The sequence below is a fragment of the Corallococcus macrosporus genome (assembly GCF_017302985.1).
Taxonomy (GTDB): domain Bacteria; phylum Myxococcota; class Myxococcia; order Myxococcales; family Myxococcaceae; genus Corallococcus; species Corallococcus macrosporus_A.
Window position 1 is genome coordinate 1,218,355 of record NZ_JAFIMU010000007.1, and the last position, 24,686, is coordinate 1,243,040.

Here is a 24,686-nt window from a genome sequence, read left to right on the forward strand (position 1 = left end):
CCTGAACACAGGTACAGCGCGGCGTCAACGGACGGCGGGTGCCCTCTCCGGCCTCGGGGTCAGGGGATGTCGGAGGTCCTGCGTATACCCCTGAATCGCTGACGGCTTCGTCTCCCCAGCAGGACGCAGGGCACTCAAGCGGCCGGTGCTTCCGGGTCGCTTCGGATTCCGACACCCGCCCTGGTGGCAGATTGAAAGCAGCTGGGATGTCAGTAGATTTTCACTGACTTTCCAGTAACCGCGCGAACGCCACCCTGCTCCCCTCAAGCCGTCGGCAACGGAGTGCCCACCATGACGACTTCCTCCTACCGCCTGCAGGCCACGCTTCCTGCGCCCTATGGAACCCAACTCGAACAGCTTCGGAGCAAGCTCCAGATCGACAACACCGAGGTCATCAAGGAGGCCCTGGGGTTCTTCGCCAAGGCGGTGCTCGAGGCGAGCCTGGGCCGCCGTGTCGCGTTCGTGGACGAGAAGCATCAGGTGCTCGCGGAGTACAGCTCACCCTCCCTCACCCGGCTGGAGTGGAACGCCCGGGAGGAAGGCCGCGTCGTGTTGCCCGACAGCGATTTCGACCGGCTCGTGGATGAGTTGGAGAAGCCGGCGAAGCCTCTCCCGCGGTTGCGGAAGCTCGCGCGCAAGAAGTCCCGCTGACGCTTCAAAGAGAAGAAGGGAGGCGCCGCCATGACGGCCTTCCTGGCGTTTCCCGAGCTCACCGCCATCACCAGCAGCGATGCGGCCAGTGGCTTCCGCTGCGAGGAAGAGGCCCTTACCCGCTACTTCCAACAGCAGGCAACGCAACAGGGCCGGCGTGAGGAGAACCGGACCTGGGTCCTCCACCGTCCCGATGAACGGCCCGACCTGCCCTCCGTGCTGGGCTTCTACACGCTCACCTGGATCCAGTTGGAGCGCGGCAGCCTGCCCGCGCCGGTCATCCGGCGGCTTCCGGACTACCCCATCCGGGCCATCCTCATCGGGCGCCTCGCGCGTGACGAGCGGTGCAAGGGCATGGGCATCGGGGAGCACCTGCTCGACGACGCCCACCGCCGGGCGTTGCGCGTCAATGCGGAGATTGGCGGTCTCGTCGTCGTCGTGGATGCGAAGAACGAGCGCGCAGCGGCGTTCTACGAAGCCCATGACTACACGGCCCTCATCCGTGCCGGGCCCGAGGCCACGTCATGGCCCCGACGCTACTTCGTGAAGATGGAAGACCTGCGAGCAACCTACGTGGGGACATGAACGAGACCCAGGCGATGCGTCTCATGGGCGACAGCGCTTGCGACCCGGGGGACGGCTCCAGCCGCGGCGGCCAGGCGCAACATGTCTCCAGATGATCCCTGACGTACTGCCCATCTCCAGCGCTGGCCCAGGCCTCCGGCATGTCCTCCTCCTCCGCGTCGAACTTCGCGATTGAAGCCCTCAACCCCGATGGATTCCTCGTGCTGCGGCCGGAAGCGCCCGATGACTTCCTCTGCGAGTACGCCAACCCCGCCGCGCAGACCTTGCTGGGCCACGGCTTGGAGAACGCGCTGTTCCTCTCCACGCGGCGGGCCTGGCTGGGCCTGCGCGCCGCCTGGGGCATGACGCTCGACACGGGCCTGCGCTCGGAACAGTGGATCCACTGGGACACGGGCTCCGGGGTGCACACGCTGCGCGTCCGGGCCGCTCGCGCTCCGGAGGGACGGCTGTACGTCTGGCTCACCGAGCAGCCCCAGGAACACCGTGCGCCCCCGCCCGGACCGGACCCGCGCCGCGACGAGGCGTCCTCCCGGTACGCGACCGCCCTGTTCCAGGCGGTGATGCAGGGCTCCACCGACGCCATCTACACGAAGAACCTGGAGGGCCAGTACACGCGCATCAACGCGGCCGGCGCGCAGCTCATGGGCCGCACGGTGGAGGAGGTGGTGGGCCGCACCGACGCGGAGCTGTGGCCCGCCGAGGCCCGCGCCAGCGTGGCCCATGACCGGGAGGTCATGGCCTTCCGCAGGACCCTCACCTACGAGGAGGCACAGTCCGGCCAGCCGGGCCGGGTGTGGCTGTCCACCAAGGGCGTGCTGCAGGACGAGCAGGGCCGCGTGTTCGGCCTGTTCGGCATCAGCCGCGACATCACCGAGCGCAAGCGGCTGGAGCAGTCCCTCCGCGCCGCGTCCGTGACGCTGTTCGACCTGCGGATGCCAGAGGGGCTCCTGCGCTGGGGCCCCGGCGCGGCGGAGCTCCTGGGCCACCCCTCCCTGCCCTCCGAGGAGCCGCTGACAGCACTGCTGGCGCGGCTGCACCCGGAGGACCGGATGACCGTGGCCGCGCGGCTGACATCCTCCACGCGGACCCCGGTGAAGCTGGCGCTCGACTTCCGCGTGGTGGGCGCGCGGGGCGAGGTGCGGAGCCTGACGCTGTGGGGCGAGGCTCACGCCGATGACGCGCGGGAGCAGCGGATCATCGGCGTGCTGGTGGACCTGACCTGGCGGACCCTCGCGCCGCCGTCCGGGGTGGCCGCATAGGCCGAAGCGGCACGGGCGCCGCCCCTCACCCGCCCCGGGGAAAACCGTGCCGCCGCGCGCCTGCCGTGACACCGCTGCCCCGGTCCGCCTCGGGGTGCGCCCTGCACGTCCCCGGCGTGCGCCCTGGCATCTCGACTGCACAGGGGACGCATCCCCACTCCTGGAAAGGATGCCTCCTCATGAAGCGGTGTCTCCTCGGGGTCCTGGCCCTGATGGCGCTCGCGGGCTGTTCCTCCGGCACGCACAGCTGCGACACGAACGCGGACTGCGCGGAAGGGCTCGTCTGCATCCACGAACACGCGCACGACATCGACGCGGACACCTGTCAGCGCCCCTGCAAGGACTCGAGCGATTGCGAAGCGCCGGATGTCTGCGCCTGCCCCGACTCGCCCGGGGGCTCGGCGTGCAGGACCGATGATGGCGGCTTCAGCGAGTACTGCGGGTTCTCCTGACGAAGCAGGCGCGCGACGGTATGAAGTGGGGCACACTGCCCCCCTCGAAAAGGAGCCACACCATGAGCTGGGATGAAGACCTGCAGGGCCGTGAGCCCCCGCCCTCGCTGGAGACGCTCATCGTCCCGCGCGTGCGCGACCTGGGCGACGGCTTCCACGTCCGGCGCGCCCTGCCCTCCGCGCGCCGCCGCATGGTCGGTCCCTTCATCTTCCTGGACCAGATGGGCCCCGCGGACTTCGACCCGGGCCGCGGCCTGGACGTGCGCCCGCATCCGCACATCGGCCTGTCCACCGTCACCTACCTGTTCCAGGGCGAAATCCTCCACCGCGACTCGCTGGGCTTCGTGCAGCCCATCCGTCCCGGCGCCGTGAACTGGATGACCGCCGGGCAGGGCATCGCCCACTCGGAGCGCACCGCGCCGGACACGCGCGCCGCCGGTGGCCGCCTCTTCGGCATCCAGGCCTGGGTGGCCCTCCCCAAGCAGCACGAGGAGGTCGCCCCCGCCTTCGTCCACCACCCCGCGGACACGCTGCCCGTCATCGACGGCGAGGGCATCCACCTGACCGTCATCGCGGGCCAGGTGCACGGCGGCAAATCCCCCGTGCGCGCCCACTCCGACCTCTTCTACGCGGACGCGAAGATGGAGGCGGGCTCCCGCCTGAAGCTCCCCGCGGAATACGAGGAGCGGGGCCTCTACCTCGTGGAGGGCACCGTGGAGGTGGAGGGCACGCGCTTCCAGCCCGGCGAGCTGCTGGTGTTCAAGCCGGGCAGTGAGATCATCCTCAAGGCGGAGTCCTCCGCGCGGATGATGCTCCTGGGCGGCGAGCCCATGGACGGCCCGCGCTACCTCTTCTGGAACTTCGTGTCGTCCTCCAAGGAGCGCCTGGAGGCCGCCAAGGCGGACTGGAAGGAGGGCCGCTTCGCTGCGGTGCCCACGGAGACGGAGTTCATCCCGCTGCCGCCGGATGATCCGCCCGCGCCCGTGCGCTACCCGTAGAGCCGGCGCACCGGCGCCAGCGTGCCCGCGGGCCGCTGGGACTTCGCCTGCGACCACGTCAGCCGGTACGTCGCCGCCGTGCCGTCGAACGCGATGGGCTTCACTTCCGGGGAGCCCGCGCCCGACGCGCGCAGCGTCTCCGCGAGGAAACCGCAGGCGAAGAAGGGGTTGTCCGCCAGCACGTCCTTCACCCACAGGGTGGCGTCCTCCCTGGACAGCTCCTCCACCCGGACCTCGTTGAAGTTGTTGCCCGCGCGCAGGTTGTACGGCACGCGCTCCAGCGTCTTCTGCGGGCCCAGGTGGGTGACCAACTGCATGCTCGCCCGCCCCACGGACGTCTGCTGGAAGCCCTTCAGGTAGCGCGCCCCCAGCTCCAGGTAGGCCGTCTCCAGGGGCTGGCCGGGGAAGACGTCGCGCGCGGCCACGTCCAGGAAGGTGCGCCACTGCTCCAGCGAGTAGTGGGGGCGCAGCGGCTCGGAGAGGTTCAGGCCGGCGGCCTTGAGCTTCTGGCGTCCGTCACGCGTGAGGTACGGCCCCAGCGCACGCACGAAGAGGGCTTCCACGCTCTGGGCGAAGATTTGCTTTTCGGATGGGACCATGCCCCCAGGGTGGAGTCGCCCCTGCGCATGCGGAAGGGTCGCCGCAACGCATCCGTCCACGAGTCGTCAAACCCGTAGCTTTTTCAGCCTCGGGGCAGACGCACCGTGAAGGTCGTCCCCTGCGCCGCGGTGGACGTCACCTGGACGGTGCCGCCGTGGGCCTTCACGATCTGCTCCGTGATGTAGAGCCCCAGCCCCAGGCCTCCGGCCGCGCCGCGCTCGCGGTCGCTGCGGCCGGCGCGGCGCCACGCGGCGAAGAGGTGCGGCAGCTGCTCCGCCGGGATGGGCGTGCCCAGGTTGTGCACCCGCACCACGGCCTCGGACGCCAGGCCCTCCGCGCTCACGCGCACGGGCGAGTCCGCCGGGCTGAACTTGAGCGCGTTGGACACCAGGTTGGTCACCACCTGCTCCAGCCGGTCCGCGTCCCACGCGCCGCGCCCGTCGCCGCGCATCTCCAGCATCACCTCGCGCTGGGGCTGGCTGGCGCGCGACTCGTCCACCGCGCCGCGCACCACGTCGAAGAGGTCGCAGCGCGAGCGCACCACCGGCAGCCCCGCGCCCAGCCGCGCCCGGGCGAAGTCCAGCAACTGGCGGATCATCCGCTCCATGCGCTCGGCGCTGGTGAGGATGCGCTCGGTGAAGACGCGCTGGCGGTCGGACAGCTCGCCCTGGCGCTGGAGCTGCTGGGCGGACATGGACAGCGCGTTGAGGGGGTTTCGCAGGTCGTGGCCCAGGATGCCGATGAACTGCTCGCGGAAGTCCTCCGCGTTGCGCAGCTCCGTGACGTCCTGGCCGGTGGCGATGATGGCCTCCACCACACCGGTGGGCCCGGTGGCGGGCGACATCGTGTACTCGAAGTGCCGCACGCCCTTGTCCGAGGACAGGGTGATGCGGCCGCGCTGCACCTGGCCCGTGCGCCGCGCAGCGTCCAGGGACTTCGCGAAGGGATCCAGCTGCGGATCCATCGCGCGGATGGCGTCCATGCTCCTGCCTGGGATGTGCACGTGGTGCGAGCCGCGCGCCGTGGCCACCGCCTGGTTGGCGTAGATGAGCGTCCCGTCGCCGTCATAGAGCGCGATGGGGTCCGCCGCCGACGCCATGGCCAGCTCCAGCAGGCGGCGCTGCTGCTGCACCTGGTCGGAGAGGACGCGCACCTCGCGCTCGGCGCGGCGCAGGCGCAGGAGCGCGTGCACCTGGGCCACCAGTTCCTCCGGATCCACCGGCGCCACGAGGTACGCGTCCGCGCCGTGCTCCAGCCCCTGCGCGCGGTCCGCGGGGCCCACCGCCTGCGCGGACAGGTGCAGCACCAGCGCGTTGCGCGTGCGCGGGGAGGCCTTCAGGCGCCGGCACACCTCCAGGCCGCTCATGTCCGGCAGGCGGACGTCCAGGATGACCAGGTCGGTCTGCTCGTCCGCGAGCGACAGCGTCTCTCCGCCCGTGCCCGCCTCCAGGACCTGGAAGCCCGACAGGGACAACACGCGCGACGTGACGTAGCGGCTGGCCAGGTCGTCGTTGACGTTCAGGATGATGGGTGCGGAGGGCATGCGTGCGGAAAGGAAGCCGTGGCCCTCCTTCGTAATGGCTGGCTCACGGCGCGCCAAGTGTCGCACGTGGGAAAATGTCTTCTCTGACGGAACAGCCAGGGGACCGGGCGGCCGCCGCCGCTCGCTGGACGACAGGGCAACTCCCCCCCTGGCGATTTTCGCGATAGGGATATGGGTCATGCGCCCTCCCTGCCGCCCGCTCCCCGCTGATGGCCGCTTCCTCCAGGCCGTGGGGCCCACGCCGCTGGTGCCCGTGCGGCTGGACCCGGAAGGTCCCACCGTCTGGTGCAAGCTGGAGTTCCTCAACCCCAGTGGGTCCACCAAGGACCGCATCGCCCGGTACATGCTGGAGAAGGCGTGGCGGCTGGGCGAGCTGAGCCCGGGCGGCGACGTGGTGGAGGCGTCCAGCGGCTCCACCAGCATCGCCATGGCGCTGGCCAGCGCGCAGATGGGCTGCCGCTTCACCGCGGTGATGCCGGAGGGCGTGACGGAGGAGCGGCTCATCGCCATCCGCGCCTACGGCGGCGAGGTGGAGCTGGTTCCACGCTCGGAGGGCATCCGGGGCGCCATCGCGAAGGCGGAGGCGCTGGCGAAGGAGCGCGGCGGCTTCGCGCCCCGCCAGTTCGAGAACCCCGACAACGCGGAGGCCCACCGCGTGTGGACGGGGCAGGAGATCCTGGCGCAGGTGCCGGGAGGCCTGGTGCACGGCGTGGTGAGCGGCGTGGGCACGGGCGGCACCATCGTGGGGCTGTACCAGGCGTTCGCGGAAGCGGGCTGTCCGGTGACGCCCTTCGTGGCGCGGCCCATCGCCGGGCTGGGGTGCGACATCGAGTGTTGCAGCTTCAGCGCGCGCGTGCCGGGTGTGGTGGACGGCCTGTCGCGGCTGTACCGCGAGGCGGACATGCCGGGCCGGGTGGAGCTGGACGTGTCGGATGACGTGGCCATGCGCACCGCGCGGGCGCTCATCCGCCGGGGCTTCCCGGTGGGCCCGTCCTCCGGCCTCAACTACGCGGCGGCGGTGGAGGCGGCGAAGCAACTGGGCCCGCAGGCCCAGGTGGTGACGGTGTTCCCGGACCGCATGGAGCGCTACTTCTCCACGGAGCTCGTGCAGCGGCCCGCGCCCGCCAAGGCCGGCTGAAGCCCTACGTGCGCATGCGCACGCGCGTCTCGTGCACCGTGTCCGGGGGCGGAGAAGTGCGCTCGCGCTCCTGGGCGCGCATCAGGCGCAGGATGCTGGGCCCCAGGACGTCGATTTCGGTGGAGGCGTAGGCCTCCGTGCCGAAGCGGCGGATGGAGTCCGTCTGCCGCTCCAGGATGCGCGCGTCCTGCCCGAAGATGTGCAGCCCCACCGGCAGCACGAAGGGCACCGCGGCCTTGAGCAGCCAGCGCGGCACGGGCAGCTTCACCGTCACCACCGCGTACACGAGCGTGTCCCAGTCACTCACCGGCGTCATGGCGGAGTTGACCAGGATGTGGCTTTTGTCCCCGATGCGGTACTCCACCTGCGCGATGGAGGGCATCAGGAAGCGGTCGAAGTGCTGCACCACCTGGCCGCCCGGCGCGAGCAGCTTCCCCACGAGCCCCTTGGGCGCGGGCTCGCCCAGGTACTCCGCCTCCACGCGGTCCGCGCTGCGGCGCACCACCACGTCGATTTCGTTCTTCTTCTCCGGGGTGCGGAACAGGCCACCGTGGAGGAAGGCGGTGTGCGGCACGTCCAGCGTGTTCTCCAGCACCGCGTGCAGCGACCCGGGCGCGCGCAGCACGCGGCGCACGGTGGTGTAGTCCGCCGCGTCCAGCAGCGGGAAGCGGAAGGGCTCCGTCGTGGGCTCCACGCCGGGCGTGGAGTAGACCCAGACGAAGCCGTCCTGCTCGCGCGTCGCGTGGGACGAGGCGCAGCGGGAGCGGGCCTCGGGCTCGCCCACCAGGCCGGGGACGAGCCGGCACTGGCCTCCGGTGTCGAAGCGCCACCCGTGGTAGCCGCACTCCAGTTGCCCGTCCTTCACGCGCCCCAGCGACAGGGGCACGTTGCGGTGCGGGCAGCGGTCCACCAGGGCGCCCGGCCTGCCACCCTCGCCCCGGAAGAGCACCAGGGGCGTGCCCTGCAGCGTGCGCGCGAGCGGCTTGTCCCCCAATTCGCGCGACGTGCAGAGGATGAACCAGGAGTGGGGAAGCCGGACGACGGAGATGTGACTGGGGGACGCACCAGGGGCGCGTCCCTCCTCGCGGGCATTCATGGGCCCAGTCTAATGGGCCCGGGCTTCCGTGCACGCCCCCTTCAGGCAGGCAGGTCGGCGGCGCGCTGGGCGGCCTCCGGGTTGAGGGGCTGGGCCATCACCCCGCCGCTCATGCTCCGGCAGGACTCCTGGCAGCGGCGGCACGCCTCCGCGCAGGCCTTCATCATGGCGTCGGTGCCCATCTGCTCGCAGGCGTCCGCGCAGGCGGCGCACACCTCCGCGCAGGCGAAGCACGTGCGCGAATGCAGGTCCGAGCCGCGCAGCATGAAGCGCGCGCTCGTCTCGCAGATGTCCGCGCAGTCCATCAGCATCCGGAGGAGCCTTGGCTCGGCGTGCTTGCCTCCCCGCTTCAGACACTCCGCCAGCGTCTCCATGCAGATGCGGTGACAGGCCATGCAGTTGTCGATGCACTCGCGCATCGCGTCCTTGCTTCGCATTGCTTCGGCGTTCGCCATGGTGGGCTTCCTTTCAGGCCATCGGACTTCGGGCCTCAGGGTGGGCACGCGCGGGACGGCCACCATCCCGCCCCGCGCGCCCGGCTGGCCGTCCGCCCCGGACTAGGACTTCAGCCGCCGCAACCGCAGGGCATTGCCGATGACGGAGACGGACGAAAGGCTCATCGCCGCGCTCGCGAACAGCGGGCTCAGCAGCAGGCCGAAGACGGGGTACAGCACGCCCGCCGCCAGCGGGACGCCCAGCAGGTTGTAGACGAAGGCGAAGAAGAGGTTCTGCCGGATGTTGCGCAGCACGGCCTGGCTCAGCGCGCGCGCCCTCGCGATGCCGCGCAGGTCGCCCTTCACCAGCGTCACGCCCGCGCTCTCCATCGCGATGTCCGTGCCCGTCCCCATGGCGATGCCCACGTCCGCCCTCGCGAGCGCCGGAGCGTCGTTCACGCCGTCCCCCGCCATGGCCACCACGCGCCCCTGCGCCTGCAGCGCCTTCACCGCGTCCCCCTTCGCGTCCGGCTGCACGCCCGCGATGACCTCCGTGATGCCCAGCCTGCGCGCCACCGCGTGCGCCGTCGTCGGGCTGTCGCCGGTGAGCATCACCACGCGCAGGCCCTCGGCCCGCAGCCGCTCCAGGGCCTCCGGCGTGGAGGGCTTCACCGGATCCTCCACGCCCAGGAGCCCCGCCGCGCGGCCGTCCACGGACACCAGCACCACGGTCTGGCCCTCGTGGCGCAGCGCCTCCGCGCGCTCCGTCAGCGCCTCCACCGCCACGCCCAGGCTCCGCATCAGCGCGGCGTTGCCCAACGCGACGTCACGGCCGTCCACGCGGCCCCGGACGCCCTGCCCCGGCACGGCCTGGAAGCCCTCCACGCCCACGGGGGACACGCCCCGCTCCCTCGCGCCCGAGACCACGGCGGCGGCCAGCGGGTGCTCGCTGCCGCGCTCCAGGCTGGCGGCCTGGCGCAGGAGGACGGACGCGTCCACGCCCGGCGCGGGCTCCACCGTCACGAGGCGCGGCTTGCCCTCCGTCAGCGTGCCCGTCTTGTCCACCACCAGCGTGTCCACCGCGGCCATCCGCTCCAGCGCCGCCGCGTCGCGGATGAGCACGCCCATGCGCGCGCCCTGTCCCGTGCCCACCATCACGGACATGGGCGTGGCCAGGCCCAGCGCGCACGGGCAGGCGATGATCAGCACCGCCACCGCGTTCACCAGCGCGTGCGCGAGCCTCGGCTCCGGGCCCCACACGCCCCAGACGACCGCCGTCACCAGCGCCACCGCGATGACCGCGGGCACGAAGACGCCGGCCACGCGGTCCGCCAGCCGCTGGATGGGCGCGCGGGTGCGCTGCGCTTCGGCCACGCGCTGGACGATGCGCGACAGCAGCGTGTCCTGGCCCACGCGCTCCGCGCGTATCACCAGCGTGCCCGTGCCGTTCACCGTGCCGCCCGTCACCTTCGCGCCCGGCCCCTTCTCCACCGGCACGGACTCGCCGGTGACCAGCGACTCGTCCACCGCGCTCGCGCCCTCCAGCACCTCGCCGTCCACGGGCACCTTGCCGCCGGGGAGCACGCGCAGGCGCCACCCCGCGTGCACGTGGGACAGCGGCACGTCCTCCTCATGGCCGTCGTCCGAGATGCGCCTCGCCATGGCGGGGGCCAGCGACAGCAGGGCCCGCAGCGCGCCGGACGTCGCGTGGCGGGCGCGCAGCTCCAGCACCTGTCCCAGCGCCACCAGCGTGAGGATGATGGCGGCGGCCTCGTAGTACACGGGCGCGGTGCCGCCGTGCCCCGTGCGCGCGCCTTCCGGCAACAGGTGCGGGAACAGCGTGGCCGCCACGCTGAACGCGTACGCGGCGCCCGCACCCAGCGCGATGAGCGTGAACATGTTCAGGTGCCGGTTGCGCACCGACGCCCAACCCCGCTGGAAGAACGGCGCCCCCACCCACAGCACCACCGGCGTCGCCAGCGCGAACTGCGCCCACACCAGCGCCGCGGGTGACAGCGCGTGCTGTACCGGCTGGCCCGGCACCATGTCCGACATGCCCAGCAGCATCAGCGGCACGCTCAGCAAGAGCCCCACCCAGAACCGCCGCGTCATCGAGCGCAGCTCGGGGTCCGGCGGCTCCTCCACCGTCGCCGTGCGCGGCTCCAGCGCCATGCCGCACTTCGGGCAGGTGCCCGGCCCGTCGCGCACCACCTCCGGGTGCATGGGGCAGGTGTACTCGACGCGAGTCTGAAGGACGGGCGGCGCCTCCGGCTCCAGTGCCATGCCGCACTTCGGGCAGGCCCCCGGCGCGTCCTGGCGCACCTCCGGATCCATGGGGCACACGTACACGGCGCCCTTCGGGGCAGGGGGTGGCGGCGTCCGGGGCTGGAGGAACTGTCCGGGGTCGGCCTGGAAGCGCTGGCGGCACTTCGGGTTGCAGAAGAACCAGGTGTGGCCCTCGTGCTCCCAGCTGCCGCCCCGGGGCGTGCGCGGGTCCACCTTCATGCCGCACACGGGGTCGATGGCCGGCCCTCCCTCCGTCCCGGGGGGCGGGAGGTGGGAAGGGGCGGCGGGGGGATGAGGATGGGGATGGGAATGCGTCATGGTGGAGCCTCCTTGCCCCGGGCCAACGCGGCACCCGGCGCGCTCTTACACATGCGTAACCCGCCGCTCCCGGCCCGGACGGGCCGTGCTCCTTCCACCGGGGGGCGAGGCACCAGACAGGCCCGGGGGTTTGTCCCCGGAGGGCATTTTCCGGTAGGAGGCAGCCCCGGCGGCCTGGAGTTCCGGGGGCTTGTGCGTCCGGACGGACGGGCTCCGCTCGGGAAACAGCCTGGAAAATCCGCTCGCTCCGTATGGGGTGGGAGGCATGGTCGGGGCCCGACCAGAGAGGGCATCGGATGCGACGCAAGTGGGCGACGTGGGGGGCCGCGATGGCCCTGCTCGTCAGCGGCTGTGATGCCATCGACCTGTCGGAGCTCACCCAGCGCGACGCGAAGACCCAGGTGCGCGTGGAGCCTCCTGGCGAGCACTGCGAGTTCGGCGGGACCGAGATCCAGACCGGCCTGGACCAGGACCGCGACGGGAAGCTGGACGACGCGGAGGTCACCACCACCGAGTACGTCTGCGACGCGGCCCCCTTCAAGATCCGCACGCGCGCGCGGGTGGAGCCGCACGGCGTGAACTGCGAGCTGGGGGGCCGGACCGTGGAGTCCGGTCTGGACCGCAACGACAATGGCCAGCTCGACGACGGCGAGGTGGCCACCGCCGACTTCGTCTGCGCCACCGCGGTCGCCAACGTGCTCCTGCGCGTGCGGCCGGTGGCCCCGGGCGCGCGCTGCCCCCAGGGCGGTCACCTGTCGCACGCCGGCCACGACGCCAACGGCAACGGGCTGCTGGAGGACGCGGAGATCTCCCAGGAGGTGTACACCTGCGACGAGTCGGCCCCCGTGCTGTCGCGCGTGCGCGCGCTGCCGGCCTTCACCGCGCCGTGCGACGGCGACGACGGCGGAGGCGCCGTGCTGGAGTCCGGCCTGGACCTGGACGGTGACTCCGCGCTCACGACCTCCGAGATCGAAGCCACCACCTACGTCTGCAACCTGGACCGGGACGACCTGAAGCTCCGTCAGCAGGCCGAGCCCGCGGGGCCGAACTGCGCCCGGGGTGGCACGCGCGTGGACGTGTTCCTGGACCGGGACGACGACGGAGAGCTGGATCCCAACGGCTACACGTCGTCGGTGTACGTGTGCCAGGCGACGCGCGTGCACGACGGGGACTTCGTGGTGGCGGACCCCGTGGACCTGGTCGCCCTGGCGGGCGTCACCCACCTGCGGGGCGAGCTGATCATCTCCGCGCCCACGCTCATCGACGCCTCCCTGCCCTCGCTGGCCGTCATCCAGGGCAGCTTCACGGCGCGGGGCAACGCCAGCCTGCGGCGGCTGTCCCTGCCCGCGCTGCGCTTCGTGGGCGGCGACGTGGCGGTGCGCTCCAACGCCCGGCTGGACGCGCTGACGCTGGGCACGACGGCGGCGCGGGCCGTCCTGTGGGTCGAGCGCAGCCTCCTCGTGGAGGACAACCCCATGCTCCCCACGCTGGAGGGGTTGGAGGCCGTGCAGCCCCGCGACAGCGTCTCCCTGCGCGCGAACAACGCGATGGTGGAGCCCGGCGTGCTGCCCCACGTCACCGTGCTGCGGGGGTCGCTCTTCATCGAGGACCACCTGCGCATGGACCGCACGCCGTTCGTGAACCTGTCCCAGGTCCACGGCGACGTGCACCTCACGAACAACCCCGCGATGGGCGGCCCCTTCGGCCTGGAGCAGCTCGTGCGCGTGGACGGCACGCTGGCGCTTCGGGAGAACGCCTTGCTGGAGCGGCTCCAGCCGCTGGGTCAGCTCACCTCCGTGGGCATGCTGGAGATCGTCGGCAACCCCCGGCTGCCGGACACGACGGGGCTGGAGCGGCTCGCCTCCGCGGACCGCATCTACATCCAGGGCAACAAGGAGCTGGTGAGCGTGGGGGACATGCCCGCGCTGGAGCGCGTGGGGGACGGCTTCGTCGTGAAGGCCAACGAGAAGCTGCAGCGCGTGCACCACCTGCCCCTGCTGCGGAGCGCGACCACGGTGTCCTCCGTGAGCAACCTCGCGCTGACGTCGCTGGAGGGCTTCAACCGGCTGACCCGGCTGACCACCCTGGAGATGCTGGGCAACCCGTCGCTGACGAACCTGGGCGACCTGGCGCTGCTGCGCGAGCTGGACGTCCTCAGCCTCCAGGGCAACACGGCGCTCACGGCCTTCGGCCTGCCGGAGCTGGCGCGCATCACGCTCAACTTCGTCGTCGTGGACAACCCCAAGCTGCCCACGTGCCGGGCCACCGCGCTCGTGGCCAGCGTGTTCACGGGCGACCCGGTGTCGGGCGTGAACATCGACGCCAACGACGACACGGCGACCTGCCCCTGAGCATCCGCTTCAGCGGCGGGGCTTGCAGGAGCAGTCCAGGCAGCCGTGCGCCGCGCACGCGCCGCAGCCGCGCTCCAGCGAACGCTTGAGCGCGAGCCGCGCACGGTGAAGCCGCACGCCCGCGTTGTTGGCGGTGATGCCCACCTCGCGCGCCACGTCCGGCACGGCGCGCCCCTCCAGGTCCACCTGGCGCACCAGCTGCGCGTACTCGGGCTTGAGGGTGGGCAGCAGGTCCGCGAGGCACGCGCACACCGCGCCCTTGAGCTCCAGGTCGTCGGTGGCGTCCCCGGCGTCGCGCGCCTCCACCTCCAGCGCGCGTCCCTCCGCGGCCTGCCGGCGGTGGTGGTCCACGAGGGCGTTGCGCAGCAGGCGGTAGAACCACGCCACCGCGCCCTCGCCGTCCTTCAGCGCCCCGCCCTTCTCCAGGGTGCGGGCGAAGGCCGTCTGGAGGAGGTCCTCCGCGACGGCCCTGCTGCCCACGCGCCGCTCCACGAAGGCGAGGAAGCGGCGCTGGTGTGCCAGGAGCGCCGCCACCACCTCTTCACGCTCCGGGGGCAGCCCCGCGGCGTCTGGCCCTTCAACGTCCAATGCGCCTCCCTACGGACTACGGAGGGCCGTAGCCCTGCACGCGCGAGTTCAGCTCCACCGCGGTGGCGTAGATCTGCGCCCACGCGCGGAACTTGAACTTGGCCATCGCGCCCTTCTGGTCGTTCGCGTAGTCGAACATGTCCTGGCGGAACTGCGCGTCCGCGGCCTTGCGGGCCTCGGGCTTCAGCGGCGTGCCCTTGCGGTCGTAGTAGCGCAGCAGGTCGTAGCCGTAGTCGTGCGTCTTGGCCGCCGGATCGAACTCCTTGTCCGGGCCAATCTTGCCGGGGACGGACGCGTAGCCGAGCGGATCCTGCATGCGCTGGCCGTGCTTCGTCTGGATGGCGTAGGGCTTGTAACCCATGACCTGCTCGAAGTCCGCCGGGGGCGGGCGCGCGCCGGTGAGGTACTCGCTCATCAGCTTGCCGTGGTCGCCCGGGGGAGCCCCGGTGACGGCGCCCGTGCGCTGGGCAGCGGCGGTGCCGGAGGAGAAGGAGTCCTTCACCACGTTGCGCGCGGTGGGGGCGGCGGGACGCGCGGCGGTGGACTCCGTACCGGAGGTCAGCGGCTGGCGGACGGGGTTGTTGCGGATGATCATGGGGGCCTGGGGGAGAAGTCTTCTCGATTTTTCGGAAACCGCCTCCCCAAAGTTGCGGCCCTTCGACCAAAGTCGCTCAGAATGTGTGCAACACACCGCGTGGTGCACTGGAGGACACCGTGGGAAACCCCCTGTATTCCGAAGGAATCAAGGAACTGCGCGCCGGAAACCTCGAGAACGCGCAGCGTCTGGTGGAGCAGGCGAAGAGGCAGGGGGACGCCTCCGTGGAAGAGCTCCGCGACATGGCGTACGAGCTGGACGAGCACGGCGAGCGCGACCTCGCCACGGCGCTGCTGCGGGAGGCGCTGAGGCAGCAGCCCTCGGCGGCGGAGCCGGCCTGTGTCCTGGCCATGTACCTCCTGGAGAATCAGGAGGACGAACAGGCCGCGGCCGTCCTCAAGCCCGCGCTGGCCGCGTCTCCGGATCACCCGAAGGCGAACCTGTGCATGGCCATGGCGCTGGCGAAGACGGAGGCCGCCCGGGCCCGGACGTACGCCGCCAGGGCGATGAAGGACACGGACCTGGACGTGCGCGCGCAGGCGGAGGCGCTGGACAAGGTGCTCGCGCAGCACGAGCCCCGCTAGGGCGCCCTTCAGTCCCCGCGCTTGAAGTCCTCCGTGCGCACGCCGTAGCGCTTGAGCAGGCGGTGCAGGCTCTCGCGCTCCATGCCCGCGCGCTCGGCCGCGTGGGTGACGTTGCCGGAGAACTCCTGCATCAGCGCGGTGAGGTAGTCGCGCGACACGGCATCGCGCACGCGGTCCACCGCCTCGCGGTAGGGCTGCTTCGCCAGGGCCTCCGCGGGCAGCGGCCCCGGGGCCGTGGGCGTCCGCGCCGCATGGAGCTCCGGGGGCAGGTCCTCCGGGGTGATGCGAGGCCCCGCCGCCACCGCCGCCGCGCGCGCCACCGCGTTCTGGAGCTGCCGCACGTTGCCGGGCCACGGCGCGGCGGTGAGGGACTGGAGGGCCTGGGGCGTGAAGCCCTCCAGCTCCGGCCGGTTCGCGGCGGCGAGGAAGTGCAGGGCCAGCAGCGGGATGTCCTCGCGCCGCTCGCGCAGGGCGGGCATCCGCACCGTCACGCCGCCCAGCCGGTAGTAGAGGTCCTCGCGGAAGCGCCCCTGCGCCACCTCCTCCGCGAGGTCGCGGTGCGTGGCCGCCACCACGCGCACGTCCACCGTCACCGGCGTGGTGGTGCCCACGCGGCGGATCTCCTTCTCCTGGAGCGCGCGGTTGAGCTTCACCTGCACGGGCAGGGGCAGGTCCCCCACCTCGTCCAGGAAGAGCGTGCCGCCGTGGGCCTCCTCGAAGAGGCCGGCCTTCGCGCCCGTCGCCCCGGTGAAGGCGCCACGCGCGTGGCCGAACAGCTCGCTCTCCACCAGCTCCGCCGGCAGCGCGCCGCAGTTCACCGCGACGAAGGGCTTGTCGCGGCGCGGGCTCTCCCGGTGCAACGCGCGCGCGGCCAGCTCCTTGCCGGTGCCCGTCTCCCCGGTGAGCACCACGGTGAGGTCGCGCGCGGCCACCTGCGCCAGCAGCGCGTGCGTCTTCTGGAGCGCGGGGCTGGTGCCGAAGAGGCCGTGGAAGTCCGGCATGCGCGCCGCGCGGGCGGCCAGCCCCCGGGCCTCGAGGTTCTGGCGCCGGCGCTCCAGGGCGCGGGCGACGACGAGCGCCACGTCGTCCGGGTCGAAGGGCTTGGACAGGTAGTCGTACGCGCCCTCCTTGATGGCCTCCACGGCCTTGGGGATGCTCGCGTAGGCGGTGACGAGGAGGACCTCCGTGTCCGGCGCGCGCCGCTTCACCTCGCGCAGCACCGTGAAGCCATCCGCGCCCGGCATCTGGATGTCGGTGACGACCACGTCGAACGCGCGCGCGGAGAGCAGGGCCAGCGCCTGTGCGCCGTCGGGAGCGGTCGTCACCGCGTACGCGTCCCCGAGGATGCGCGCGAACAGCTTGAGCATGTTCTCCTTGTCGTCCACGACGAGGACCGAAGCCTTCGCGTCGCTCATGCCGCTGCCTCCTGTTCACGCGACGGGGCGGGCAGCGACAGCGTGAAGCGCGCGCCGCCCAGAGGCCCGGTGTCCACGTCGATGCGGCCGCCGTGCGCCTCCGCGATGGCCTGGCTCACCGCGAGCCCCAATCCCGTGCCCGAGGGCTTCGTCGTGAAGAACGGCTCGAACAGCCGCGCGTCGGGCGGCACCCCGGGCCCGGAGTCCGACACCGCCACGCGCGAAGCGCCGGCCGCGTCCACCGCGATGCGCACCTCCACCCGTCCGCCCTCCCCCGCCGCTTCCGCCGCGTTCTTCACCAGGTTGAGCAGCACCTGCCGCAGCCGGGATGCCTGCGCCCACGCGGTGCCCTCGCCGTGCACCTCCACCGAGACCGAGCCCTGGGGCCCCAGGCGCGTGGCTTCACGCAGGCGCAGGACGACCTCCTCGCACGCGTCGCGCAGCGCCACCGGCTCCAGCGGCCCGCGCCCTGGCCGCGCCAGGTCCAGCAGCCCCTCCACGATGTCCTGGCAGCGCACCGCCTCCTCCTCCACCACGCGCAGGTCCTCCGCGAGCGCGCCCTCCGCCCGCCGCTGCAACAGCCGCACGTACCCGAGGATGACGCCCAGCGGGTTGTTGATTTCGTGCGCCACGCCCGCCGCCAGCCGGCCAATGCCCGCCAGCTTCTCGTGCTGGACGAGCCGCGCCTGATGCTCGCGCAGCGCGCCGGTCATCCGGTTGAGCTGCGCGGCCAGGTGGCCCAGCTCCCCCGGGTCGTCCTCCGGGATGCGCGCGTCCAGGTCCCCGCGCGACAGCCGCGCCGCGCCCTCCGACAGCCGCGCCACCGGCCGCGCCACCGAGTTGCCGATGTACACGCCCACTCCGGCCGCGAACAGCGTGGCCCCGCCCAGCAGCAGCAGCGCCCAGCGGAAGCTGTCGCGCTCCACCGCGCCCACGTGCGACTCGAAGGCCGCCATCGACGCGTCCGAGTCCGCCGTCAGCGCATCCACCCGCGCCTGGATGCGCGACACCCACTCCAGCGCGCGCCCATGCGCAGCCTCCACGGCCCGCGCGTCCTTCGCCATCACCGCGGGCAGGAGCGTGTCCCGGTAGAGGGTGTCCAGCGCGTCGCCGGACGCCTGGATGTCCGCCACCGCCGCGCGCTCCTCCGCGTCGCGCGCGTGCTCCGCCAGCCGCCGCGTCAGCGCCTCCACCCGCGCGCGGGCCTCCGTGTGGAAGCGCCGGTGGCTGTCGTTGCCCAGGATGATGGTGTGCGCCAGGTGCGCGTACTGGTCCCGCACCGCCGTGGCCAGCTCGCGCGCCTCCCGCGCCCGGCCGCCCACCTCGCGCAGCGCATGCGTGCCCTCATGGATGTCCGACAGCCGGCCGAGCGCATAGCCCGACGCCGCCGCGAACAGCGCCACCAGCGCGCCGAACGCGAGCAACACCCTGCGGGTCGTGGTGCCGGAGACAGGTCCCATGAGAAGCCCTCTTATACGGCGCGCCCCCAAGCCCGCGCCGCATTCCCCTTGCGCACCTCCCCTCCAGCCGAGCATGACTCCCCCATGGCGATGCGCTTCAAGAACCTGGATGGCAGCGGACCGCAGCCCTTCACCCGCGTCTTCAAGTGGGCCGTCACGGACAAGCTCGCGGGCAAGCGCCGCAGCGCGCCCGCGCGCGCCGTCGTGCCGCACGTGGAGCCGGACCTCGCCGTGCTCGCCACCCCGCCCGCCCCGGGCGAAGGCGCCCGCCTGACGTGGCTGGGCCACGCAAGCTGGCTGGTGCAGTTGGACGGCGTGTCGCTGCTCATCGACCCGGTGCTGCGCGACGCCATCAACGTCGTCATCCGCCGCAACGTGCCGCCCGGCGTGCCGGTGGAGAAGCTGCCGCGCATCGACGCGAGCCTCGTGTCCCACAACCACTACGACCACCTGGACCTGCCCACGCTCAAGCAGGTGGGCGCCCGCGTCATCACCGGCCTGGGCCACGCGCCGGTGTTCCAGGGCCAGGGCCTGTCCTTCCACGAGCTGGACTGGTGGGAGGCCACGCAGGTGGGGCCCGTGCGCGTGCACTACGTGCCGTCCCAGCACTGGAGCCGCCGCGGCCTCAACGACGCCAACGAGATGCTCTGGGGCGGCTTCGTGGTGGAGGGCTCCAGCGCGCGCGTCTACCACTCCGGCGACACCGCCTACTTCCAGGGCTTCAAGGAGATTGGTGCCCGGTTCCCCAAGCTGGACGCGGCGCTCTTGCCCATTGGCGCCTACGACCCGGCGTGGTTCATGCGGCTGCAGCACATGAACCCGGAGGAGGCGGTGCAGGCCTTCGAAGACCTGGGCGCGCTGGCCTTCTTCGCCATGCACTGGGGCACGTTCAAGCTGACGGACGAGCCGCTCGACGAGCCTCCCGTCCGCCTGGATGCCGAATGGCTGCGCCGGGGCTGGCCGAGAGACCGTGTGCACGTGCTGCCCGTGGGCGGCACACACACCGTGCGGCACGGTTGAGCGCTGGCGGGGCTTGTGGTCTCAAGCAGGCATGCTCCTGCCCACCCTCGCCGCCCTGGTCCTCACGCAGGCCCCACCCCCCCCTCTCACCACCGTCTCCGAGCAGAGCGGCTGGAAGCGCACCGGCCGCTACGCGGAAGCAGAGGCGCTGTGCCGCGCCTTCCCCAAGCAGTTCCCCGGCAAGGCCCGCTGCGACACGCTGGGCACCACGCCGGAGGGCCGCCCCATGGTGGCGCTCGTCGTCAGCCCCGACGGCACCCTCACCGCGGACGCCGCGCGCAAGAAGGGGCGCCCCGTCGTCTTCTTCCAGGGCGGCATCCACGCGGGTGAAATCGACGGCAAGGACGCGGGCTTCTGGCTCTTGCGCGACGCGCTCCAGAACCGCGCGTCCGTGCCGGACCTGCTCAAGGGCGTCACCGCCGTCTTCGTGCCCGTCTTCAACGTGGACGGCCACGAGCGCTTCAACCCCAACCACCGCCCCAACCAGGTGGGCCCGGAGGAGATGGGCTTTCGCGTCACCGCGCAGAACCTCAACCTCAACCGCGACTACGTGAAGGCGGACGCACCGGAGATGGTGCTGCTGCTGAAGTACCTCAACGCGTGGGATCCGCTCGTCTACGTGGACCTGCACGTCACGGACGGCGCGAAGTTCGAACCCGACGTGTCCGTGGGCCTGGAGCCGCAGAAGTCCGGCCCGCCCGGCTTGCGTGAGCGCGGCACGAAGCTGGTGGACGAGCTCTTCGCCGGCCTCACCGCGGAAGGCCACCAGCCGCTGCGCTTCTACCCGTCCTTCCTCCAGGACGACGACCCCACCAGCGGCTTCGCCTACGGCGTCCCTCCGCCGCGCTTCAGCCACGCCTACTGGTCCGTCCGCCACCGCTTCGGCGTGCTCGTGGAGACGCACTCCTGGAAGAACTACGCGCAGCGCGTGAAGGCCACCCGCGACGTGCTGGAGGGCCTGCTCAAGCTCGTGGGCCGTGACGGCGCCGCGCTCCTGGCCGCCGTGAAGGCGGAGGACCAGAAGGCCCTGGCCGGCGGGGTGCGCGAGGTGGTGCTCGGCTGGGAGAACACGCCCAAGCGGGAGACGCTCGAGTTCAAGGGCTACGCCTACGAGCGCCTGCCCTCGGACGTCTCCGGCCAGCCGTACATCCGCTACGACGACACGAAGCCCCAGACGTGGAAGGTGCCGTTCTCACCGGACGTCCAGCCCGCCATCACCGTGACGCTGCCCGCGGGCGGCTACGTGGTGTCCGCCGCGCACGCCGCGTGGGTCGCGCCGAAGCTGGCCGCGCACGGCATCCAGTTCCAGCGCCTCACCCGCGCCGTGCCCGCCGCGAAGGTGGAGTCCTTCCGCTCGAAGGACTTCCAGTTCCAGGCGCGCTCCAACGAAGGCCACCAGGGCCTCACCGCGAAGGGCGAGTGGAAGCCGGACACGCAGGACCTGCCCGTGGGGTCGCTCTGGGTGCCGGTGGCGCAGAAGAACGTGCAGCTGGTGGCGCACCTCTTCGAGCCCCAGGGGCCGGACTCGCTGCTCGCGTGGGGCTTCTTCAACGCCCACTTCGAGCAGAAGGAATACATCGAGGACTACGTGCTGGAGCCCTGGGCCCGGGAGCTGCTGGCGAAGGACGCGGGCGTGAAGGCCGCCTTCCAGGAGCGGATGAAGGACCCGGGCTTCGCCAAGGACCCGCGCGCCCGCCTGCGCTTCTTCGCCGAGCGCCACCCGACCTGGGATGAGCGCCTGGGCCTCTACCCCGTGTACCGCGCCGCCAGCGCGCCGCCGCTGAAGTAGCGGACAGGAAGAAGCCCCCGGCCCGCTTCCCCGTTCAAGGGGCGTCGCGGAGCGGGGGCTTCGGAAGGTCACCGCCGCGCTCCCGGTCCATGTGGCACCGGGAGCGCGTCTTCATTCAGGCCTAGCCGATGGGCTTCTCGCAGGCGCAGGTGCTGACGTTGCACTGGAAGCCCGGAGCGCAGCCGCCGCAGTCCGGCTTGCAGACGCAGGCGCACAGGCCCGGGTCGGCGCCGAAGCCGGTACCGCAGTTGAGCGCGCCCGTGTCGCAGACGCAGCCGCAGGCGTTGGCGTCGAACTTGAAGCCCGCCGCGCAGGTCGCGGTCTGCACGCAGCTGCACGAGCAGGAGGCCGTGTTGCACGTCTCGAACGTGCCGCACGTGCCGCCGCAGTCCGGCGCGCAGGTGAAGTCACACACCTTGCGGTCGGTGTTGCACACCTGGCCCGCGGGCGCCGTGCCACCGCAGTCCGCCGGGCACTCGCACCTGTCCGTCGTGCGGTTGCAGACGAGCTTGCCGTCGCAGTAATCCGGGTCGTTCGGGTTGTAGTACTCCGTGTCCGACGAGCAGGGCGGCGGGTTGCCGTCCGCCTTGGCGGTGCGGTCGATCCAGTAGCGGTAGGACACCGCCGCCTGCGTCACACCGGACTGCTTCGGACGGCACGCGCCGTAGAAGGACACGGTGCGGTTGATGCCGTCCACGTCGAAGCCGTGGGTGCGGCTGCGCGGCAGGTCTCCGATGTTGGGGCACAGGCCGGCATCCGCCACCTCGGCCACCGCCACCTTCATGGAGGCGCCAATCGGCGGCTTGAGCGTCTTGTAGCCCACGGACGCGATGACGCTGTCCACGATGGCGTTGATGGTGTTGGTGATGGAGGTGTTGTCCCGGATGCTGCCGGACACGCCGCTCGTGGCCTGGATGACGTCCAGGTGACGCGGGTTCGTGTTGTCCTCATCCTTGTTGCAGCGGGCGCCATCCGGAGGGCAGATGATGCCGTGCAGCTGGATGGGAGCGTTGACCGGGTTCTTCGTCGAGCCCGCCACGCTGCCCGTGTTGAGGAAGTACGCCGTGTAGTCCGCCACGCTGCTGCCGGACTGGTCACGCGTGTCCGTGAGGACGACGACCACCACCTTCGCGCCCGGACGGATGCGCGTCGCGGCGGTGCCGCCCGCCGCGGTCAGGTCGTTGATGGCCTTGCGCGCCGCCTCCAGCGAGCGCTCCGCGCCGTCACCGCCCAGGCCCACCCAGCACTCCTTGTCGCTGGCGCAGGTGGTGTTGGGCAGCGCCGTGCCGTTCACCGCGCACATCTTGGACGTCGTGTTGCACACCGCGTTCTGGGTCAGCCACGACTTGAACTGGTCGATGTTCTGCGTGAAGGCGCGGAGCACGCCGTTGTTGGGGCCGCTGCCCGTGTACGCGGTGGTGACCATGCCCAGGCGCCAGTCCAGCGTGGCGTTGGCCAGCTTGTTGGCCACCGCCGTCGCCGCGCCGGCGAGGAAGGTCTGCGACGAGGCCATGGAGCCGGAGTCGTCCACCACGAAGAGGAAGTCCACCACCGCGGTGTTGCCGGTGAAGACCTCGCACTGCACCGCGTCCGCGTCGCCGAACTGCGCCAGCGCGGAGCCGCCCGCCGTGTCCGCCATCGTGAAGAGGCTGCCCGCCTCGTTGTAGCGGGCCGCCGGGGTGATGGCGAGCACCGCCACCACGCTCCCGTTGGAGCGGTGCACGTACTGCGCTTGAATCTTGAACGGGCCGGTGACGTTCGCGTTGCCGGTGAACGCGCCCGCGCTGGCCGGGGCCAGCTGCCGCGCCAGCGAGTTGGTGAACGCCTTCAGGTCCGTCGTGCCGGTGACGCCGTAGCGGGCGACCGCCGCGGGGAAGCCGTCCCACGTGGTGAAGGTCTGCGTGAACTCCACGTCCGCCGCCGACAGCAGCGCCGCGCCGGTGCGGATGCCCGCCTCGTCACCCGCGGGCGTGGTGGAGGCGCCCACCTGGCCGCGCTTGTACGCGATGAACGTCACCTGCTTCGTGTCGTCCCAGCCCATCACGCCCACGGTCTGGCCGTTGGCCGTGAGGTTGACCAGGTTGGCGCTCTTGAAGGTGTTGGGCAGCGCGAGCCGCATGTCCGCGCCGCTGTCCTCCTTGAACGTCACCGTGCGCAGGTTCTGCGCGCTGCACGCCTTGCCGGCGGGCGTGGTGGCCGCGCCGTCCTTGGGGTCCAGCGGGTTGAGCTCGCCCGGATCCACGCGGCCGTTCTGGTTGGAGTCCTCCGCGCCGTCGGGGATGCCGTCGCCGTCGGAGTCCGCCTTGTTGGGGTCCGTCTTCGTCGCGGGGTCCGCGTCGCCCGAGTAGCCGCAGTTGTTGCGCGGCGCCGCGGCCGTGGTCACGCCACGCTCCACGCCGTCGAGCAGACCGTCGCCGTCGCTGTCCGGGTTGGTGGGGTCCGACTCACCAGGGTCCACCTGGCCGTTGGAGTTCGGGTCCTCGCCGAGGAAGCCGTCGCGGCCGGCGCCGTCCTGGAGACCGTCACAGTCGGTGTCCGTCAGGCGCGGGTCCGTCTCACCGGGCTCCACGCGGCCGTTCTTGTTCGTGTCCTCCACGCCGTCCGCCACGCCGTCGCCGTCCGTGTCGGCCTTGTTCTTGTTGGTGCCGGTGGCGTCCTCCACCGAGTCCGGGATGCCGTCGAAGTCCGCGTCGGGCACCGCCGCGGCGCAGTCCGCCACGCGCGGGTTCGTCTCACCCGGATCGAACTGGCCGTTCTTGTTCACGTCCTCGGCGCCGTCCGAGCAGGTGTCGCCGTCGGTGTCGGGCTTGAGCGGGTCCGTGCTGGTCCGCTTCTCCAGGCCGTCCGGCAGGCCGTCGCCGTCGGAGTCGCGCAGGCGCGGGTCCGTCTCGCCGGGGCTCACCGAGCCGTTCTTGTTCGCGTCCTCTACGCCGTCCGCCAGGCCGTCACCGTCGGAGTCCGCGGTGTTGGGGTCGGTCTCCGTGAGGTCGCGCTTGCCGTTGCGGTTGGCGTCCTCCAGGCCGTCCGGCAGCCCGTCCTCGTCCGTGTCCGCCTTCACCGGCGAGGTGCGCGAGGCGGGGTCCTGATCCGGGTAGAACGAACACGCCGGATTCACACTCGTGGTGCGGCCTACTTCCACACCGTCGCGGATGCCGTCGCCGTCCGTGTCGCGCAGGCCGGGGTTCGTCTTCAGGCCGCCGGTGTAGACGGTCGCGAACTCCTCCTCGTCCGACAGGCCGTCGCAGTCCGAGTCCTTCGTCTTGTTGGTCGGATCATAAGGGTCGGTGGTGACTTCTCCAGGGTCGGGATCAGGGTCGACGATGACGCCCGCGTCCTCGACGTAGCCTGCGTCGAAGCCCGCGTCGATGACGCCCGCGTCGCCGTTGCCGCCGGGGCCCGCGTCGTTGGTGGGGTTGGGGTCGCCAGGACCAGGGTCCGGGTCGGTGCCGCCGCAGCCCGCCATGAGCGTGGCGGCCAGCAGCGTGCCGGAGAAGAGTCGAATCCAATTGCGCATACGGGTCTGC

At 71.9% G+C, this 24,686-nt stretch carries 20 protein-coding genes; 10 read left to right on the top strand and 10 right to left on the bottom strand.

Annotation, left to right across the window (positions count from 1 at the left end; all coding sequences use genetic code 11):
* The first annotated feature begins 291 nt into the window (after positions 1-291).
* The 5 genes from JYK02_RS17250 to JYK02_RS17270 all read left to right on the top strand — a co-directional run bounded on the left by JYK02_RS17250 (position 292) and on the right by JYK02_RS17270 (position 3,945).
* A complete protein-coding gene (locus JYK02_RS17250) occupies positions 292-651 on the top strand; it encodes a DUF1778 domain-containing protein (RefSeq protein WP_207052394.1) in 360 nt (119 codons plus the stop codon).
* 30 nt (positions 652-681) lie between these two features.
* A complete protein-coding gene (locus JYK02_RS17255; RefSeq protein ID WP_207052395.1) occupies positions 682-1,236 on the top strand; it encodes a GNAT family N-acetyltransferase in 555 nt (184 codons plus the stop codon).
* A 140-nt stretch (positions 1,237-1,376) separates the two neighbouring features.
* Entirely contained in the window at positions 1,377-2,495 is a 1,119-nt protein-coding gene (locus JYK02_RS17260) for a PAS domain-containing protein (protein WP_207052396.1), read from the top strand.
* A gap of 179 nt (positions 2,496-2,674) precedes the next feature.
* Positions 2,675-2,947: a hypothetical protein gene (locus JYK02_RS17265; RefSeq protein WP_207052397.1), complete on the top strand. Its 273-nt coding sequence runs from the start codon at positions 2,675-2,677 to the stop codon at positions 2,945-2,947.
* A 62-nt stretch (positions 2,948-3,009) separates the two neighbouring features.
* Positions 3,010-3,945 (top strand): pirin family protein, encoded by a 936-nt coding sequence (locus JYK02_RS17270; RefSeq protein WP_207052399.1) that lies wholly within the window; start codon positions 3,010-3,012, stop codon positions 3,943-3,945.
* On the opposite strand, the gene JYK02_RS17275 is transcribed toward JYK02_RS17270, so the two are convergent.
* Both JYK02_RS17275 and JYK02_RS17280 read right to left on the bottom strand, forming a co-directional pair.
* A complete protein-coding gene (locus JYK02_RS17275; protein WP_207052401.1) occupies positions 3,936-4,544 on the bottom strand; it encodes a DUF2378 family protein in 609 nt (202 codons plus the stop codon). The genes JYK02_RS17270 and JYK02_RS17275 overlap by 10 nt on opposite strands.
* 83 nt (positions 4,545-4,627) lie before the next feature.
* The gene (locus JYK02_RS17280) at positions 4,628-6,088 is read right to left on the bottom strand and encodes a sensor histidine kinase (protein ID WP_207052403.1); all 1,461 of its coding nucleotides are present in this window, start codon (positions 6,086-6,088) and stop codon (positions 4,628-4,630) included.
* 178 nt (positions 6,089-6,266) lie between these two features.
* Here JYK02_RS17280 and JYK02_RS17285 point away from each other — a divergent pair, with 178 nt between their 5' ends.
* Complete coding sequence (locus JYK02_RS17285; RefSeq protein ID WP_207052406.1) at positions 6,267-7,226, top strand: PLP-dependent cysteine synthase family protein; 960 nt, start codon at positions 6,267-6,269, stop codon at positions 7,224-7,226.
* 4 nt (positions 7,227-7,230) lie between these two features.
* Here the strand turns inward: JYK02_RS17285 and JYK02_RS17290 are convergent, their stop codons facing one another.
* From JYK02_RS17290 to JYK02_RS17300, 3 genes are all read right to left on the bottom strand, one after another.
* Complete coding sequence (locus JYK02_RS17290) at positions 7,231-8,322, bottom strand: aromatic ring-hydroxylating oxygenase subunit alpha (RefSeq protein ID WP_207052407.1); 1,092 nt, start codon at positions 8,320-8,322, stop codon at positions 7,231-7,233.
* A 41-nt stretch (positions 8,323-8,363) separates the two neighbouring features.
* Positions 8,364-8,777 (bottom strand): four-helix bundle copper-binding protein, encoded by a 414-nt coding sequence (locus JYK02_RS17295; protein ID WP_207052409.1) that lies wholly within the window; start codon positions 8,775-8,777, stop codon positions 8,364-8,366.
* Between the two features lie 102 nt (positions 8,778-8,879).
* Positions 8,880-11,360, bottom strand: a complete 2,481-nt coding sequence (locus tag JYK02_RS17300; protein ID WP_207052411.1) for a heavy metal translocating P-type ATPase — start codon at positions 11,358-11,360, stop codon at positions 8,880-8,882.
* Positions 11,361-11,656: 296 nt separating this feature from the next.
* On the opposite strand from JYK02_RS17300, the gene JYK02_RS17305 reads away from it, so the two are divergent.
* On the top strand, positions 11,657-13,711 hold the full coding sequence (locus JYK02_RS17305; protein ID WP_207052413.1) for a DUF7151 family protein: 2,055 nt from the start codon (positions 11,657-11,659) through the stop codon (positions 13,709-13,711).
* Positions 13,712-13,720: 9 nt separating this feature from the next.
* Here the strand turns inward: JYK02_RS17305 and JYK02_RS17310 are convergent, their stop codons facing one another.
* Both JYK02_RS17310 and JYK02_RS17315 read right to left on the bottom strand, forming a co-directional pair.
* Entirely contained in the window at positions 13,721-14,299 is a 579-nt protein-coding gene (locus JYK02_RS17310) for an RNA polymerase sigma factor (RefSeq protein WP_207052415.1), read from the bottom strand.
* A gap of 16 nt (positions 14,300-14,315) precedes the next feature.
* Entirely contained in the window at positions 14,316-14,894 is a 579-nt protein-coding gene (locus JYK02_RS17315) for a hypothetical protein (RefSeq protein WP_207052416.1), read from the bottom strand.
* A gap of 119 nt (positions 14,895-15,013) precedes the next feature.
* Between JYK02_RS17315 and JYK02_RS17320 the strand changes: the two genes are divergently transcribed.
* Positions 15,014-15,478: a hypothetical protein gene (locus tag JYK02_RS17320; RefSeq protein WP_207052417.1), complete on the top strand. Its 465-nt coding sequence runs from the start codon at positions 15,014-15,016 to the stop codon at positions 15,476-15,478.
* An 8-nt stretch (positions 15,479-15,486) separates the two neighbouring features.
* On the opposite strand, the gene JYK02_RS17325 is transcribed toward JYK02_RS17320, so the two are convergent.
* Both JYK02_RS17325 and JYK02_RS17330 read right to left on the bottom strand, forming a co-directional pair.
* On the bottom strand, positions 15,487-16,893 hold the full coding sequence (locus JYK02_RS17325) for a sigma-54-dependent transcriptional regulator (protein ID WP_207052418.1): 1,407 nt from the start codon (positions 16,891-16,893) through the stop codon (positions 15,487-15,489).
* A complete protein-coding gene (locus JYK02_RS17330; protein ID WP_207052419.1) occupies positions 16,890-18,353 on the bottom strand; it encodes a sensor histidine kinase in 1,464 nt (487 codons plus the stop codon). The genes JYK02_RS17325 and JYK02_RS17330 overlap by 4 nt, the downstream gene beginning before the upstream one ends.
* Positions 18,354-18,437: 84 nt before the next feature.
* Between JYK02_RS17330 and JYK02_RS17335 the strand changes: the two genes are divergently transcribed.
* Both JYK02_RS17335 and JYK02_RS17340 read left to right on the top strand, forming a co-directional pair.
* Complete coding sequence (locus tag JYK02_RS17335) at positions 18,438-19,373, top strand: MBL fold metallo-hydrolase (RefSeq protein ID WP_207052420.1); 936 nt, start codon at positions 18,438-18,440, stop codon at positions 19,371-19,373.
* A 31-nt stretch (positions 19,374-19,404) separates the two neighbouring features.
* A complete protein-coding gene (locus JYK02_RS17340) occupies positions 19,405-21,162 on the top strand; it encodes a M14 family zinc carboxypeptidase (RefSeq protein ID WP_207052421.1) in 1,758 nt (585 codons plus the stop codon).
* Between the two features lie 121 nt (positions 21,163-21,283).
* On the opposite strand, the gene cglD is transcribed toward JYK02_RS17340, so the two are convergent.
* Positions 21,284-24,676, bottom strand: a complete 3,393-nt coding sequence (cglD, locus tag JYK02_RS17345) for an adventurous gliding motility lipoprotein CglD (RefSeq protein ID WP_207052423.1) — start codon at positions 24,674-24,676, stop codon at positions 21,284-21,286.
* Positions 24,677-24,686 lie beyond the last annotated feature (10 nt).